Below are 12,384 nucleotides of genomic sequence, written 5' to 3'. Positions count from 1 at the left end.
GGGGCGCCCCCCCCCCCCCCCCCCCCCCCCCCCCCCCCCCCCCCCCCCGCCGTACCGGGCTCAGGCCAGCAGCTTGTCCTTGGCCCGCTGGTACTCCTCCTCGGAGAGGGACCCGTTGGCCTTGAGTTCGGCGAGTTTCGCCAGGTCGTTGACGTGGCTGCGACCCGTGCCCGCGTCTCCGGTGCCGCCCTCGCCAGAGGTTGCGGCCGCGTCCCGGATGTACGCCTTGAACGCGGCGTCGGCCTTCTGGGCCTGGGCGGCATCGCGTTCGCCCATGCTCTTGCCGCGCACGATCACGTACACCAGCACGCCGATCAGTGGCAGCAGGATCACCAGGATCATCCAGCCGGCCTTGGCCCAGCCACCCATGTCGTGGCTGCGGAAGATGTCCGTGATGATCTTGAACAGCAGGAAGAACCAGAGGATCCAGAGGAACAGCTCCAGCATCGTCCAGAAGATGTTGAGCAGCGGGTAGTTGTCCATGACGGCTCCCGTCGGTGCGGGCCCGATGGGGACCCGAGTCCCTTCGAGTCATATCACCGCGAATCGGGTGTCATGCTGCCGTACTGGGCCATTCCGGTGACCTTCCGGACGGGGGCCGGTGGCGTGCCGGATGCGGCCCGGTGACCTGTCGGACGCGGCTCAGCGCGGTCGCGACCGCAGCTCCACCGCCAGCGCGATCAGCTCGCCCCACCAGGCTTCGTGGCCGTCCAGCAGCAGCCGCCGGGCCTCGTCCGGCTCCACCGCCCGCACCTCGACGACCTGCTCGCCGTCGTCCGGGTTGGTCGGCACCGAGTCCACCGCCACGTCGGCCCAGCCCCAGAGCCACGCCTTCTCCGGGTGCGGCTGCCACGGCCGGTAGGGCACCGGGTCGTCGGTCACGCAGCGGTGCGCCCCCAGCCAGACCGGGTCGCCGAGCAGTCGGGCGCCGGCCTCCTCGCGCAGCTCGCGGACCAGGCAGGAGTCCACGGACTCGTTGTGTTCGCGGGTGCCGCCGGGCAGGAACCAGTGGTTCCGGTCGTCGCGGCAGAGCACCACCCGGTCGCCGTCGGTGAAACCCACCAGGTGGATGTTGGTGACCAGCTCGTCCGGCGGCAGGACGGTCGAGAACTGCGCGTCGTAGCGGCCCCAGGCCCAGTACTGCGGCGCGTGCAGGGCGGGGAAGAGCGCGGCCAGCCGGGTGGCCCGGGACGCGTCGCCGGGCCGGGGCGGTCTGGGGATCAACGGCGCCCCGGCCGTCCCGGCCGTATCGGTGTCAGCGGCGACATCGGTGGCAGCGGTGCCAGCCGTATCAGCCGTGTCAGCGGCGACGCCGCTGGAATCGGTGGCATCGGTCGCCCCGGCCGCATCGGTGACATCGGTGGCATGGCTGGCATCGGTGGTTTCGGTCATTCGGTGATCGTAGTCCCGGCCGGACGCAGCAGGGGGGCGCTCTGGTGAGCCAGGGTCAGCTCCGCGGTGTCGATCGCCCGGGGCCGGCGCGGGACCTTCGCCTCCTGTGGCTGCCGCACCCAACTGCCCAGCGAGATCTCGGCGGTGATGCCCGGGCCGAAGCCCGCGATCAACCCCTGGGTGCCGTCCTCGACCCCGCCCTCCTCGAACATCCGGGCCAGCGCGTCGAAGACCACGGCGCTGGCGATGTTGCCGCGTTCGGTGAGCGTGGCACGGGAGAACCGGAACGCGGCCGGCTCCAGGTTGAGGAAGCGGCAGAGGTCGTCGAGGATCCGCGGACCGCCCGCGTGCACGATGTAGAAGCCGAGGCCGGAGACGTCCCAGGCGTGGTCGGTGGCCAGCGCCCGCAGGGCGGGCGCGAGCATCTCCATGGTGCCGGGCACGCGCTTGTCGAGCTGGAAGTGGAAGCCGGTGTCCTTGACCCCGTAGGAGATCCAGTGCTCGGTCTCCGGGACGAGGTGCGAGCCGTTCCGCTCCAGGTGGACGCCGGTGCCGCCATGGCCGCGCAGCACGACGGCGGCGATCGCGTCGCCGAACAGCCCGTTGGAGAGCAGCGAGCCGACGCCGAGGTCGGTGGGCTGGTAGCAGAGCGAGCAGAACTCGCAGGCGACGATGAGCACGTTGGCGCCGGGGTAGGCGCGGCAGAAGTCGTGCGCCCGGTTGACGGCGGCGCCGCCGCCCGCGCAGCCGAGCTGGGCGATCGGCAGCTGGCGGGTGTCGGAGCGGAACCCCATGCTGTTGATCAGCCAGGCGGTCAGCGAGGGCATCATGAAGCCGGTGCAGGACACGTAGAGGATGAGGTCGATGTCCTGGGCCGTGAGGTCGGCGTGGCCGAGGGCGCGCTCGACCACCTCCGGGACGCGGCGTTTGGCCTCCCGCTCGTAGACGGCGTTGCGTGCGGTGAAGCCGGGGTGCCGGAGGGTCTCCTCGATGGGCTGGACGAGGTGCCTGGTCCGCACCCCGGTGTTCTCGATCAGCCGCAGGGCGAGCCCGAGTTGCGGGTGGTCGGCGTGCAGGGTGCGCGCCAGGTCGAGGGTCTCGTCGAGCGTGATGACGTGCTCGGGGACGGCGACGGCGGGGCGGCAGAGTGTTGGCATGGCGGGGTCTCCGATGGGCAGGTGGCCTGCGGCTGGGGGCGGTCGTCACCAGGCGACGGGCAGGGTCCGCGGGTAGCGCCAGATCGAGCCGGTCCGCCAGTCCAGGGCCTCCGGCGGCACGGCGAGCCGGAGCCGCGGGAACCGGTTCAGCAGGGTGCCGATGGCCACCTGGAGCTCCATCCGGGCCAGATGGGAGCCGAGGCAGTGGTGGGTGCCGTAGCCGAAGGTCATGTGGGTGGGGGCGCCCCGGTCGAGGTCGAGCTCGTCGGGCCGCTCGTACACCGCCGGGTCGCGGTTGGCGGCCAGGTAGGAGACGTGCACCGGCTCGCCGGCCCGGATCAGCACACCGCCGAGCTCGACGTCCTCGGTGGCGACCCGGGCGATTCCCACGCCCTGGCGGAACGGGATGAAGCGGAGCAGCTCCTCCAGGGCACGCGGCAGCATCTCGGGCTGGGCGCGCAGTTTGGCGAGCTGCTCGGGGTGGGTGAGCAGGGTGTAGGTGATGTTGGACAGCTCGTAGGTGCTGGTGTCGTGGCCGGTGACCAGCAGGACCATGGCCATCACGGCGAGTTCGTCGTCGTCCAGCAGCTCGTCGCCGTCGCGGGCGGTGGCGAGGGCGCTGATGAGGTCCTCGCCGGGATCGCGGCGGCGGGCGGCGGTGAGCTCGGCGAAGTAGGCGCGCAGCGCGGTCTTGGCGTTGACCTGGCCGGCGCCGCTGTTCGGCCCCATCGCCATCATCGCGACGGCGTGGCCACGGAGTTCGGTGCGGTCCGCGGCGGGGATGTCGAGCAGCTCGCAGATGGTGGTGAGCGGGAGCCGGGCGGAGAGGTGGGCGACGAGGTCCGCCGGGGCGCCGTGCTCGGTCATCTCGTCGAGGTAGCCGTCGACGACGCGCTGGGTGTGCGCGCGCATCCGCTCGACCTGGCGGTTGGTGAACCCCTGGGCGACGAGCCGGCGCAGCCGGTTGTGGGCCGGCGGGTCCATGAGGTTGATCGACTCGACCTGGGCGATCGGGGCGGGCGTCATCCGGGGCAGGTCCCGGCCGATGCCCGCGGCGCGGCTGAACCGGCGGTCGGTGGTGACCACGCGGACGTCCTCGTAACGGGTGGCCAGCCAGGCCTCGCCCTCTCCGTGCGGCAGGCGGATTCTGGCGATCGGCTCCTCGGTGAGCAGTCGCTTGAGGAGGGGGTCGAACTCCAGGCCGTCGGTGTGGTTGAAGGGGCAGTCCCACACGGATGCGGAGGAGGGAGTCACGGGCTGATCCAGGGGCCGGTTTCTGCCGCCCGACCGAGGTCGTTCGGGCGCGGACGTGCTGATGTTCCCCCATCCGGCGGCGAAAATGGCGTCATGGGCGATCTTTCCCTCGATCGAGGGAGATAGACGATTGTCATGCGATATGGGCGAGTTGGGGCGCCTGGTCGGCATCCGGACCGTCCGGTGCGGGTGTTGTACCGGCCGGAGGTGGAGGTCCGGGTCAGCCTCCGGCCCGGGATGCGGGATGCGGGTCGGCCCGTCGGCCCGTCGGCCCGTCGGCCCGTCGGCTCGTCAGCGCGCCGCGCGCGGGGCGACGCCGTGGAGGACGGTGTCCACGATCCGGGCGGCCAGTGTGTCCGGGTCGGGGGCGTTGGCGGTGGCGGCTTCCGCGGTCGTGGTGCGGCCTGCCCCCGCGATGGCCGGCTCCCCGTGCAGAACCTCGCCGATGAGGGCGTAGTAGACCCGCCGCACCCACTCCAGGTCGGCGTCCGCGGCGATCACCCCCTGCTGCTGGATCCGGCCGAGCAGTTCGACGCAGCGGCGGGCGACCTCCTCGTGGATCCGGGCGGCCGGCTCGCTCCCGGCGGCCGCCGGCCCGAGGGCGAAGCCCCAGGCCGCCTTCACCCGCAGCACATTGGCCGTCGCCCGGTGCAGCGCGACCAGTGGCGGCGCGGTCTCCGGGTGCCCGTCCTCGATCGCCTCGGCGAGCTTGGCCGCCGCTTCGGTGGCCAGGGCGTCGATCAGGGACTGTCGGCTGGCGAAGCGCCGGTGGACGGTGGTGCGGGTGACCCCGGCGGCCTCCGCGATCTGCTCCATGGTCGCGCCCGGATGCTCGGCCAGCACGCGTTCGGCCGCCGCGAGGATCGCGCGGACGCTGCGTTCGGCGTCGGCGCGCAGCGGGCGCCCGGGCGTGCGGTTCATCTGTGTGCCTCCAGCTCTGCCGTACCGGGAACGGTACAGCGGGGGATCGGTTCGACTGTTAACTGAAACATCAGTGTCGCAGATCCACGATTATCCGATACTCTCGTGTCACAGATCGAGCCACAGATCGAGTCATCGACCGTGTCATGGATCGTGAGACAAGGGAGCACCACCGTGCGCACTGCCACCACTGCTCTGATCACCGGCGCGTCCTCCGGCCTCGGCGCCGAGTTCGCCGCCCAGCTCGCCGCGCGCGGCCACGACCTCGTCCTGGTCGCCCGCTCCGCCGACCGCCTGCACGACCTCGCCGAGCGCCTCGGCAAGGCCCACGGCGTCACCGCCCACGTCCTGGTCCAGGACCTCTCCGCCCCCGACGCCGCCCGCCGCGTCGGCGCCGAACTCACCGACCGGGGCCTCACCGTCGACCTCCTGGTCAACAACGCCGGCTTCGGCACCTGCGGCCCGTTCGAGACCGTCGACGGGCAGCGCGACCACGACCAGCTGATGGTCAACGTGGTCGCACTGGTCGACCTCACCCACGAACTGCTGCCCGGCATGCTCGCGCGCGGCGGCGGCGCGGTGGTCAACGTGTCCTCCACGGCGAGCTTCCAGCCGACCCCGTACCTGGCCGTCTACGGCGCCTCGAAGACCTTCGTGCTCAACTTCAGCCTCGCGCTGCGCCAGGAGTACCGGCGGCGCGGCATCCGCGTCCTCGCGTTCTGCCCCGGGCCGGTGGAGACCGAGTTCTTCAACGTCATCGGCACCCGGAAGGCCGCCGTCACGGGCAGCTTCGCCACCCCCGGGCCGGTCGTCCGGGCGGCGCTCCGGGCCCTCGACGCCGACCGCGCCTACGTCGTCCCGGGCCTCGCCAACCAGCTCAGCGCCCACCTCACCCCGCGCCGCCCGCGCACCCTGGTCGCCGCGATAGCCGAACGCCTGTCGCGCGGCGTCCGCGACGCCATGACGGGCGGTGGGGCGGGCAGTGGGGCGGGCGGCGGGGCGTCCGCCAGTAACGCGAGCGGCGAGCGGGTGGCCTGAACGGGTGATCCTCTTCCCTCGATCGGGTGTACGGCTGATGCGGGGGCGGATAGAGGGGAATCGACGCGGTGTCGGACGTCCCGACACCGTTGAGCACAAGGAACCACCATGCGTCTTCGCAACTCCCTGGTCGCCGCCGCCGGGGCCCTGCTGATCACCCTCGCCGTCCCGAACTCCGCCCACGCCGCCACCGGCGACTTCCTCTACAAGGTCGGCAACGGAACTCCGGCCGGGGTGGCCGACCCCGAGAGCGGTACCTGTATCAACGTCCCCGGCGCCAGTGAGTCGCACCCGGCCTTCGCGCCGCACAACCTCACTACCTCCACGGCCACGGTCTTCGTGGAGTCCGACTGCGACGGCGACGTCTTCTACGTCATGAACCCGGGCAAGAAGCTCGGCGACCGCCTGAAGTTCCGCTCGGTGCTCTTCAGCTGACCGCCCGCCCCGCCCTCGGCCCGCCACCCCCGGCGGGCCGAGGGCCCCGCACCTTCGCGTAGGCGGCGCGGTAGAACTCGGCGACGGCCGTGGCGTGTTCGCGGCACTCGGCAAGGGTCGCGGCATGGTTCGCGAGACAGTTCGCCCGGTGGTACGCCCGGGCGGTGGCCGGGTGCCGTTCGATCTCCACCACCGCCGACCAGTGCGCTACGAACGAGCGGAGCGGCTGCACGCTCGCGGTCTCGATGGCCTCGGCCATCGCCTCGGCCTGTCCGTCGAGCATTTCCGGGAGGCGGTCCGCGGCTACCACGGCCAGGGCGGCTCTGAGTGCTGCCGGGTCCTGCTCGGGCCGAGGGATCAGTTCGATTCCGTCGTGCACGGGCCGGCTCATGGCGGCACTCCTCTCCTCGAGGGGAGGCTACTCGGTACTGACCGGCGGTGCGGGCGGCCGCTGCGGGTGTAATTCGCTTGACCTGGGTGGTCGGGGCGGATGCACTGTGGCCGGGCGCCACGTGTGGTGGTGCGGAGGAACAGGGGAGGCCGCAGTACCGATGGAGATTCGTGCCACGACCGAGCAGGACCGTGAGGCGTTCATCGCCACCATGCACTCGGCCTTCGGGCTGTTCCCCGGAACCACCACCGAGGACGGCGGCGGGGCCTGGTGGTCGGCGTTCGAGCTGGACCGGGGACTGGTCGCCGTGACGGACGACGGGCGGCCCGTCGGCACCGCGGCCGCTTACTCCTTCGAACTCACCCTGCCCGGGGGCGATGCCGTACCGGTCTCCGGAGTCACCGCCGTCGGTGTCGCGCCCACGCACCGGCGCCGGGGCGCGCTCACCGCGATGATGCGGCGCCAGCTCGCGGACGTCCGGGAGCGGGGCGAGTTCCTCTCGGTGCTGCTGGCCTCGGAGGCCGTGATCTATCGCCGGTTCGGCTACGGACCGGCGACCTGGACCAACCGGCTGACCGTGCCGCGCCGGCGGGCCGACCTCGTCGCCCCGAGGGCGGCCGGCGAGGACACCGGCACGGTCGAACTGCTGCGGAGCGACGACTGCCAGGAGATCCTGGAGGACGTCTACGACCGCTACCGCCGCGCCCAGCCCGGGGCCCTCTCCCGCCCGCACCGCTGGTGGGCCCTGCGGGCCGGTCAGCCCCCGATCTCCCCGGCGCCGCGCTACATAGTGCTGCACCGCGACGCCGCCGGTGTCCCGGACGGCTACGCCAGCTACGCGCTCGGCGAACTCGACCGCGTGACGAAGACGAGCACGCTGACCGTGGACGAGGTCATCGCCCTCGACGACGTGGTGTTCACCACGCTGGCCCGGACCGTACTCGGCCACGACCTGATCGGCCAGGTCGTGTTCAAGCACGTCCCGGCCTGGCACCCGCTGAGGTGGCAGCTGGAGGACATCCGCAGCGGTGAGACCAGCGCCGAGGAGGACTGGCTCTGGGTGCGGCTGCTGGATGTGCCGGCTGCCCTGGCCGCGCGCGGCTGGATCGCCGACGGGGAGCTGGTGCTCGACGTCGACGACGCGTTCCTGGGCGAGCGCAACCGCTACCTGCTGACCGTCCGGGACGGCAAGGCGGAGTGCGTGGAGACCGACCGGGAGCCGGACCTGAGCCTGGACGTCAGCGACCTGGGCTCGATCTACCTCGGCGGCGCCGCCCCCAGCACCCTGGTCCGCGCCGGCCGCATCGAGGCCCACCAGGCGGGTGCGGCGGCGGTGGCGGACGCTCTCTTCCGCACGGAGCAGCCGCCGCACTGCCTGCACTGGTTCTGATCGGGGGGAGCGCCGACGGCCCGCCGCTCCGGGATCCGGAGGAGTGGCGGGCCGCTCACTGCTGCGCCGTCTCCGACCGCACCCACTCCAGGTACGCGGCGCTGCCCGTCACCACCGGGACGGCGACCACCTCCGGGGTGTCGTACTCGTGCCGCTCGCCGATGAACTCCGCGAGTGACTCGGCCAGTTCGGCGCGCGTCTTGAAGTCGATCCGCCACTCCGCCGCGTCCTGGACCTCGCCGTCCCACCAGTACACGGACTGGATCCGGTACACCTGCGCACAGGCCGCCAGTCGCGCCCGTACGACGTCCGTCGCCAGGGCGCGGGCCTTCGCCTCATCGTCGTGGGTCGTGGTCACCACGAGAAGCTCACTGTCGTTCGTTGCCATGAGGGGAGAGCCTAACCACGGGGCGGAGCGCCGAGAGGGCACGGGAGCCTCGCGCTCGATAGGCTCCTCGCCCGGGGTGTCCCTTCTTCACGACGCGACGACAGGGTGAACGCGATGCCTCTTGAGGGCGAGTACGGGCCGAGCCCGGCACAGTGGATCCGCGACCAGGTCGAGCTGTACGAGAGTTCGGGCGGCACACAGGGAACGACGCTCTGGGACACGGGCCTGCCGGTCGTCATCGTCACGATGCGCGGCGCGAGGAGCGGCAGGATCCGCAAGATCCCGGTGATGCGGGTGGAGCACGAGGGGCGGTACGCGGCCGTGGCCTCGAAGGGCGGCTTCCCCGAGCACCCGGTCTGGTACTTCAACCTCAAGTCCGATCCGCACGTGGAGCTCCAGGACGGGCCCGTGCGGCAGGAGATGACGGCCCGCGAGGTCACCGGGGACGAGAAGGCCGAGTGGTGGGAGCGCGCGGTCGCCGCGTATCCGGCGTACGCCGAGTACCAGGAGAAGACCGACCGCGTGATTCCGGTCTTCGTGCTGGAGCCCGGACACCGGTAGGGCCCGGCGCCGGGGCGGTCCAACCCGGGCGGCGCGCTTCCAGGAGGTAGGTGGAGGGGTGGGCTGGTTGGGCGCGCGGAGGCGGTCGGGTGGGACCGCCCGTGCCGATCCGAACGACAGAGTCCGCGTACGGCGGTAACCTACTCACTTACCCAGCGGGGGATGTGCCCAAGCCGTCCTGAAGTCGCCATTTCTGACACGCACCTGACGAGACGTCAGTTCCGTGCGTTCGAGGGAGTACCTATGTCCCGGAGCCGCAAGCTCCACCGCCTCAGCAACCCCGACACCGCCGAGCGCCGCGCCCAGCGGATGCTGTTCCGGCACCTCCGCGACGACACCAACGCGAACCGCGGCCGGATGGTGCGGCGGGTGCGCGAGCTGCAACTCCTGCTGGAGATGGACCCGATCGAGTTCGAGCAGCTGATAGCCCGGCTGATGGAGTCGATGGGCATGAAGGTCGAGCTGACCGCCCGGTCGAAGGACGGCGGGGTGGACGTGCGCGGCATCGACAGCGACCCGTTCCGCGGCGGCAATGTGATCGTGCAGGTCAAGCGCTACCGCGACACGGTGACCCCCTCGGTCGTGCGGGACCTCTTCGGCACGCTCCAGCACGACCGGGCGGCCACCAAGGCCGTGCTCGTCACCACCAGCAAGTTCGGGCCGAGCTCGCACCAGTTCGTCTCCGGCAAGCCGATCACGCTGATCAACGGCTCCGAACTGGTCGGCCTGCTCAAGCACCACGGCTTCCACGAGATGTTCGCGCCCGCCTACGCGAGCGCCGCGGACGAGCCGGCCGCGGATGCGCCCGCGATCGACGTGGCGGCCGAGCCTGCCCGGCTCCTGCTTCACTGGACGGGGGAGGAGGAGTACGACATCGCCGCCCTGGTCTGCCAGGGCAACCGCGCGCTCTCCGACGACCACCTCGTCTTCTACAACAACGCCTCCACGCCGGACGGTTCGGTCCGGCTCGTCACCGGCTACGACGACGCCAACGCCTGTCTCATGGTCGACTTCGACGCGCTGCCCGCCGAGGCCGACCGGCTCGTCGTCATCGCCGCCGCCGACACCGAGAACCACCCCACGGCCACCATGGCCGGATTCGCCGGACCGGCGCTGATCCTCGAGGCGGGCGCGGACCAGGAGGCGGCCGTCGTCCACCTCGCGGACGGGGCGGAGAGCAACATCGCGATGCGCCTCGGCCGCTTCGACCGTGACCCCGCCGGGAACTGGGACTTCACCCCCGCCCTCGCGGGCTACCCGGGCGGCCTGCGGCAGGCGGTCGTGGCGTACGGCCTGGAGGTCACGGACGAGGAAGCGGTGGCTGCGGGGCAGTGACCGCGACCGACCGCCGCGCGGGAGGTCGACCTCGCCGACTTCCCGCGCAGCGGGCGCGCCGGAACGATCCTGCGTGGCCCGGTCGTTCGAACGGGTATGACGGTAGTGGTGGCTGTGGTCATGGCGGCGGCGGCCCTGGTGACCGGGCTGGTCGCCCTGGCGGCGGTGGTGGGCAACCGCCGCAACGGCGGGCCGGAGGCCGGCCCGGGATCCTCCGGCGGACTCGGCATGTCGGTGTTCGAGGAGCTGCACGCCCTGTTCCACGCGGGCAAGCGGGTCCAGGTCGAGCAGCGCCAGGCCCGCCTCGTCCTGCGCGACGACGACCACGCGACCGCCCCGCCCGGCCACGGCATCGACCTGGACGCGGGCACCGCGGTGGTGATCCGCAAGCGGGAACGGGCGGGAGGGGAGGCGGTCGGGGGTCCGTCCGACGGCTGACCCGGACGCACGGGCCGCTTGCCGTCACCAGGCCGCTTCGCGGTAGTCCTTGAGGAAGACGCCGGAGACCGGGTGGCCGGTCTCACCGCGGACGATGGGGTCGTAGACGCGGGCGGCGCCGTCGACGACGTCGAGGGGGGTGCGGAAGCCGGTGGCGGCGATCCGGGTCTTCCTGGGGGCCGGGTTCTCGTCGGTGATCCAGCCGGTGTCGACGGCGCACATGTGCACGCCGCGGGTGGCGAGTTCCTCCCCGCTGGTGCGGGTGAGCATGTTCAGCGCGGCCTTGGCCATATTGGTGTGCGGGTGTCCGGCGGTCTTGTTGCGGACGGCGAAACGGCCTTCCACCGCCGTCACGTTGACGATGTAGCGGCGCGGGTGCCGGGAGGCGAGCAGCAGCGGCAGCAGCCGGTCGCAGAGCAGGGCCGGGGCGAGCGCGTTGACGAGCTGGACCTCCAGCAGCTCGGCGGGGTCGAGCGAACCGAGCCGTGCGGACCAGGAGTTGGTGTCCGCGAGGTCGGGCAGCAGGCCGGCCTCGTCGGCTCCGAGCGGTACCGGGAGCGGGGGTGAGGAGGGGGCGGGGGAGGCGAGTTCGGCGGTCGGCCAGGCCGGGGTCAGCGCGGGCATCGGCCGGAAGCCCGGTGCGTGGGTCACGGTCGCGGCGTCGCCCGCGGGCAGGGCGGACCGCTCGCCGGCGGCCAGCAGGGCGTAGGACTCGGGCGGGCGGCGCAGGGTCTGCGCGGCGTTGTTGACCAGGATGTCCAACGGCGTCCCGTCGGCGCGCAGTTGCTCGGTGAGGCCGAGGACCTGGCGCGGGTCGCGCAGGTCGATGCCGATGACGGTGAGCCGGTCCCACCAGGCGGCGCTGCCCTCGGCGGCCCGGAAGCGGCGCACGGTGTCGTGCGGGAAGCGGCTGGTGACGAGCAGCTCGGCGCCGTCGCGGAGCATCATCAGGGCGAGCTGGAAGCCGATCTTCACCCGGCCGCCGGTGAGCAGCGCGCGGCGGCCCCGGAGGTCGGTGGAGAGTGCACGGCGGGCGGTGTTGTCGGCCGCGCAGGGGCGGCAGAGCATGTGGTAGAACGCGTCCACCTCACGGTACGGCTGCTTGCAGACGTAGCAGCGGCGGCCGCCGCGGAGTTCGCCGAGCGGCGCGGGACGGAGAGGCGCGGAGCCGACGGGCGTCGGGCGGACGGGTGCGGAGCCGACGGGCGTCGGGCGGACGGGTGCGGAGCCGACGGGCGTCGGGCGGACGGGTGCGGAGCCGACGGGCGTCGGGCCGACAGGTGCGGTGGCGAGCGGGGCGTCCTCGCGGCGGTCGGGGGCGCCGGTGGCGGTGGCGGCGAGCAACTCGGCGTCGGCGGCCAGGATCTCGGCGCGCGCCTCCTGGCGGCGCTGCTTGCGGCTCTCGCGGCAGAAGGAGCTGAGCTGTCGCTCGGCGTGCAGCCGGGTGCGGTCGCCGCTCGGCAGTGCGCGCAGGCGGCCGAGGGTGCGGCTGAACGCGGCCAGCTCCTCGGGGGTGATCTCCCCGGTGGTGGTGCCCCTGTCGTCCCGGACTGCCATGTCCGCCCCCTCGTGCCCCTGTTGACCTGCGTCGGAACCGCTCGCGGGCGGTTGCGACGATGGGAGGACTGTAGTGGACCGTCCGCGAACGCGCGCTCGAATAACGCCGCGGCGCCGGCCCCGGGGG

The 12,384-nt window shown here is 72.5% G+C and carries 14 protein-coding genes; 6 read left to right on the top strand and 8 right to left on the bottom strand.

The window, feature by feature from the left end; translation table 11 throughout:
• Nucleotides 1-60: 60 nt before the first annotated feature.
• From SM793_RS35015 to SM793_RS34995, 5 genes are all read right to left on the bottom strand, one after another.
• Complete coding sequence (locus SM793_RS35015) at nucleotides 61-483, bottom strand: SHOCT domain-containing protein (RefSeq protein ID WP_320442377.1); 423 nt, start codon at nucleotides 481-483, stop codon at nucleotides 61-63.
• A gap of 159 nt (nucleotides 484-642) precedes the next feature.
• Nucleotides 643-1,392 (bottom strand): NUDIX hydrolase, encoded by a 750-nt coding sequence (locus SM793_RS35010; RefSeq protein WP_320442376.1) that lies wholly within the window; start codon nucleotides 1,390-1,392, stop codon nucleotides 643-645.
• The gene (locus SM793_RS35005) at nucleotides 1,389-2,549 is read right to left on the bottom strand and encodes a type III polyketide synthase (protein ID WP_320442375.1); all 1,161 of its coding nucleotides are present in this window, start codon (nucleotides 2,547-2,549) and stop codon (nucleotides 1,389-1,391) included. Before SM793_RS35005 ends, SM793_RS35010 begins: the two co-directional genes overlap by 4 nt.
• A 45-nt stretch (nucleotides 2,550-2,594) precedes the next feature.
• Nucleotides 2,595-3,815, bottom strand: coding sequence for a cytochrome P450 (locus SM793_RS35000; RefSeq protein ID WP_413816105.1), 1,221 nt, complete (start codon nucleotides 3,813-3,815; stop codon nucleotides 2,595-2,597).
• A 279-nt stretch (nucleotides 3,816-4,094) separates the two neighbouring features.
• On the bottom strand, nucleotides 4,095-4,724 hold the full coding sequence (locus SM793_RS34995) for a helix-turn-helix domain-containing protein (protein ID WP_320442373.1): 630 nt from the start codon (nucleotides 4,722-4,724) through the stop codon (nucleotides 4,095-4,097).
• A 174-nt stretch (nucleotides 4,725-4,898) separates the two neighbouring features.
• Here SM793_RS34995 and SM793_RS34990 point away from each other — a divergent pair, with 174 nt between their 5' ends.
• Together SM793_RS34990 and SM793_RS34985 are read left to right on the top strand one after the other, a co-directional pair.
• The gene (locus SM793_RS34990) at nucleotides 4,899-5,762 is read left to right on the top strand and encodes an SDR family oxidoreductase (protein WP_320442372.1); all 864 of its coding nucleotides are present in this window, start codon (nucleotides 4,899-4,901) and stop codon (nucleotides 5,760-5,762) included.
• Nucleotides 5,763-5,870: 108 nt separating this feature from the next.
• On the top strand, nucleotides 5,871-6,197 hold the full coding sequence (locus SM793_RS34985; RefSeq protein WP_320442371.1) for a hypothetical protein: 327 nt from the start codon (nucleotides 5,871-5,873) through the stop codon (nucleotides 6,195-6,197).
• Here SM793_RS34985 and SM793_RS34980 read toward each other — a convergent pair.
• On the bottom strand, nucleotides 6,190-6,588 hold the full coding sequence (locus tag SM793_RS34980; protein WP_320442370.1) for a hypothetical protein: 399 nt from the start codon (nucleotides 6,586-6,588) through the stop codon (nucleotides 6,190-6,192). The two genes, SM793_RS34985 and SM793_RS34980, sit on opposite strands and share 8 nt — an antisense overlap.
• Nucleotides 6,589-6,748: 160 nt before the next feature.
• Between SM793_RS34980 and SM793_RS34975 the strand changes: the two genes are divergently transcribed.
• Entirely contained in the window at nucleotides 6,749-7,978 is a 1,230-nt protein-coding gene (locus SM793_RS34975; RefSeq protein ID WP_320442369.1) for a GNAT family N-acetyltransferase, read from the top strand.
• Between the two features lie 55 nt (nucleotides 7,979-8,033).
• Here SM793_RS34975 and cutA read toward each other — a convergent pair whose 3' ends face one another.
• Nucleotides 8,034-8,366, bottom strand: coding sequence for a divalent-cation tolerance protein CutA (gene cutA / locus SM793_RS34970; protein ID WP_320442368.1), 333 nt, complete (start codon nucleotides 8,364-8,366; stop codon nucleotides 8,034-8,036).
• Nucleotides 8,367-8,480: 114 nt separating this feature from the next.
• On the opposite strand from cutA, the gene SM793_RS34965 reads away from it, so the two are divergent.
• The 3 genes from SM793_RS34965 to SM793_RS34955 all read left to right on the top strand — a co-directional run bounded on the left by SM793_RS34965 (nucleotide 8,481) and on the right by SM793_RS34955 (nucleotide 10,700).
• Nucleotides 8,481-8,927 (top strand): nitroreductase family deazaflavin-dependent oxidoreductase, encoded by a 447-nt coding sequence (locus tag SM793_RS34965; protein WP_320442367.1) that lies wholly within the window; start codon nucleotides 8,481-8,483, stop codon nucleotides 8,925-8,927.
• Nucleotides 8,928-9,170: 243 nt separating this feature from the next.
• Complete coding sequence (locus SM793_RS34960) at nucleotides 9,171-10,262, top strand: restriction endonuclease (RefSeq protein WP_320442366.1); 1,092 nt, start codon at nucleotides 9,171-9,173, stop codon at nucleotides 10,260-10,262.
• Nucleotides 10,263-10,370: 108 nt separating this feature from the next.
• Nucleotides 10,371-10,700: a DUF6191 domain-containing protein gene (locus SM793_RS34955; protein ID WP_320442365.1), complete on the top strand. Its 330-nt coding sequence runs from the start codon at nucleotides 10,371-10,373 to the stop codon at nucleotides 10,698-10,700.
• A 24-nt stretch (nucleotides 10,701-10,724) separates the two neighbouring features.
• Here the strand turns inward: SM793_RS34955 and SM793_RS34950 are convergent, their stop codons facing one another.
• Nucleotides 10,725-12,257 (bottom strand): SDR family NAD(P)-dependent oxidoreductase, encoded by a 1,533-nt coding sequence (locus SM793_RS34950; protein WP_320442364.1) that lies wholly within the window; start codon nucleotides 12,255-12,257, stop codon nucleotides 10,725-10,727.
• Nucleotides 12,258-12,384: the final 127 nt, after the last annotated feature.

Origin of the sequence: Kitasatospora purpeofusca (assembly GCF_034043715.1) — a bacterium.
Lineage (GTDB): Bacteria > Actinomycetota > Actinomycetes > Streptomycetales > Streptomycetaceae > Kitasatospora > Kitasatospora purpeofusca_A.
This window is presented reverse-complemented; position numbering and strand designations above follow the sequence as displayed.

What these genes read in the sequence shown, in the direction of transcription:
- cutA (WP_320442368.1), bottom strand. Translation starts at nt 8,366, where the DNA reads ATGGCAACGAACGACAGTGAGCTTCTCGTGGTGACCACGACCCACGAC.
- SM793_RS34950 (WP_320442364.1), bottom strand. Translation starts at nt 12,257, where the DNA reads ATGGCAGTCCGGGACGACAGGGGCACCACCACCGGGGAGATCACCCCC.
- SM793_RS35010 (WP_320442376.1), bottom strand. Translation starts at nt 1,392, where the DNA reads ATGACCGAAACCACCGATGCCAGCCATGCCACCGATGTCACCGATGCG.
- SM793_RS34960 (WP_320442366.1), top strand. Translation starts at nt 9,171, where the DNA reads ATGTCCCGGAGCCGCAAGCTCCACCGCCTCAGCAACCCCGACACCGCC.
- SM793_RS34980 (WP_320442370.1), bottom strand. Translation starts at nt 6,588, where the DNA reads ATGAGCCGGCCCGTGCACGACGGAATCGAACTGATCCCTCGGCCCGAG.
- SM793_RS34995 (WP_320442373.1), bottom strand. Translation starts at nt 4,724, where the DNA reads ATGAACCGCACGCCCGGGCGCCCGCTGCGCGCCGACGCCGAACGCAGC.
- SM793_RS34985 (WP_320442371.1), top strand. Translation starts at nt 5,871, where the DNA reads ATGCGTCTTCGCAACTCCCTGGTCGCCGCCGCCGGGGCCCTGCTGATC.
- SM793_RS34975 (WP_320442369.1), top strand. Translation starts at nt 6,749, where the DNA reads ATGGAGATTCGTGCCACGACCGAGCAGGACCGTGAGGCGTTCATCGCC.
- SM793_RS35005 (WP_320442375.1), bottom strand. Translation starts at nt 2,549, where the DNA reads ATGCCAACACTCTGCCGCCCCGCCGTCGCCGTCCCCGAGCACGTCATC.
- SM793_RS34965 (WP_320442367.1), top strand. Translation starts at nt 8,481, where the DNA reads ATGCCTCTTGAGGGCGAGTACGGGCCGAGCCCGGCACAGTGGATCCGC.
- SM793_RS35015 (WP_320442377.1), bottom strand. Translation starts at nt 483, where the DNA reads ATGGACAACTACCCGCTGCTCAACATCTTCTGGACGATGCTGGAGCTG.